Below are 1,708 nucleotides of genomic sequence, written 5' to 3'. Positions count from 1 at the left end.
GCCAGACCGCGCCGCGCGCCGTGGCGGCGGTGCTCCCTGCGCAAGCGCCGATGCGCCAAGAAGTGAAGGTCCAGCCGACCGTCGCTCCCGTCGTTGATCCTGGCATCGATCCCGCTTTGGCAGAGCCCGCGCCGCTCCAGCCGGAGATGACGACCGATATGGACGTCACCGAATTCACCGAGATCGAGCGTCTCGCCGACAGCCTGCTTGCCGCCGGCGCTGCGGCGAAGAAGATCACGGTGCTCGGTACCGCGGCCGGCGAAGCCATCACGCTGTCGACGTTGACGCTCGCCCGGCATCTGGCGCGCGAGGCGCGCGTCGTCGTGGTCGATCTCGCCGCGTCCTCGCCGACGATCGCCGCGGTGTCGGTCGATGCTTCGGCTTCCGGCCTTGCCGAGCTGATGCAGGGCGAGGCGTCGTTCGCGCAAGTTATCACCCGGGACAAGCTGTCGCGGCTGCATCTCGTCATGGCGGGCCGTCCCGGCTTCGACCGTAGCCTGCTGCAATCGCCGCGGGTGACGCTCGCCATCGACGCGCTGCTGCGCGCCTACGATCACGTGCTGATCGACGCCGGGAGCGCCTCAGACCTTCCGGCCGAGCTGCTGACGGCGCATGCCCGCGCCGTCGTGGTGCCCGATGTGTCGATGGCACCGGATGCGCGCACGCTGATGTGCGAGCAGCTGAGGGCGGTCGGCTTCAGCGAGGTGACGATGCTGAGCAAGCCGGTGCAGGCTTCGGATGCGGTGGACGCGCCGCGCGTGGTGGCGGCGTAGGCTTTTCGTTCTTTTTCCGCGCACACGGAATCGTAGGGTGGGCAAAGGCGCGAAGCGCCGTGCCCACCACCTATCCAATACAGTAACAGACGACGTGGGCACGCTTCCGCCTTCGCTCTTCGAGCGACGGCGGACAAGTCGCTTTGCCCACCCTACGATCTCGACGTTCGCGGAGAGGTTTTACCCGAACGCCTGCCGCAGCCGTCGCGCCAGGTCGAATAGCATCTGGTTCTGCTTCACCAGCCGCTTGCCATGGCTGAGCGAGGACATCGCCATCGCCGCGAGTTTTCCGCGCGAGGTCAGCGGAACAAAACTGTCAAAGATCTCTTCGTCGTCCTTGCAGAACATCCGCTTATAATCGTCCGAACCGATGCCGAGGTCGAGCGAGCGGTAGCCGCGCTCGCCGTAGCGATCGATGATATAGCGCATCAGGATCAGGCCGGGGCTGTAGCGGGCGTGCTCGGACATCGTGTAGGTGTTGAACATCATCGAGAAGCGTTCGCCGTCGGCGACCCCGGCGAAGATCGCGATCACTTCGTCGTCGCATTCGAGCGCGTGGATGTCGATGACGTGGCCTTCACCGCGCGGCGCAAGGCAGGCGCTGCGGACGAACTGTTCGACGTCGGGCTCGGCGAAGACGTTCGGGAGCTTCTGTTCCGCCATTCGCACCGGCTTGACGCGGAAGAACCAGTCGAGCAGGCGCGTGATGTCAGCGTCTGACGTGGCAAGATGATAGCGATAGCCGGCGAGGGCCTGGAGCTTCTTTTCCTTGCTCTTGAGGCGGCGGCGGAAGGAATTGCTGATCCGCGATGCCGGCGGCCCGCCCGGCTCCATCACCAGCTGCGGGCAGCCGTTGATCGCGCTCTGTCGCGGCAGCAGCGCAAACGGGTTCTGCTGGTCGTGCCAGCGCAGCGGCTGCTGCGTCAGCGCGAGCA

1 protein-coding gene and 1 pseudogene are annotated in these 1,708 nt (G+C 66.0%); one reads left to right on the top strand and one right to left on the bottom strand.

The features are described 5' to 3' along the window. Nucleotides 1-773 (top strand): annotated as a pseudogene (locus MOV74_RS37525) (lipopolysaccharide biosynthesis protein); the annotation flags it as partial. 180 nt (nt 774-953) lie between these two features. Here the strand turns inward: MOV74_RS37525 and MOV74_RS37520 are convergent. Continuing rightward, on the bottom strand, nt 954-1,708 hold a 755-nt coding region (locus MOV74_RS37520), incomplete at its 5' end, for a GNAT family N-acetyltransferase (protein WP_246932481.1).

This window comes from Bradyrhizobium sp. SHOUNA76 (genome assembly GCF_023006445.1).
Taxonomy (GTDB): domain Bacteria; phylum Pseudomonadota; class Alphaproteobacteria; order Rhizobiales; family Xanthobacteraceae; genus Bradyrhizobium.
The sequence above is the reverse complement of the archived record's forward strand: the minus strand, read 5'-3'. Positions and strand labels throughout refer to the sequence as shown.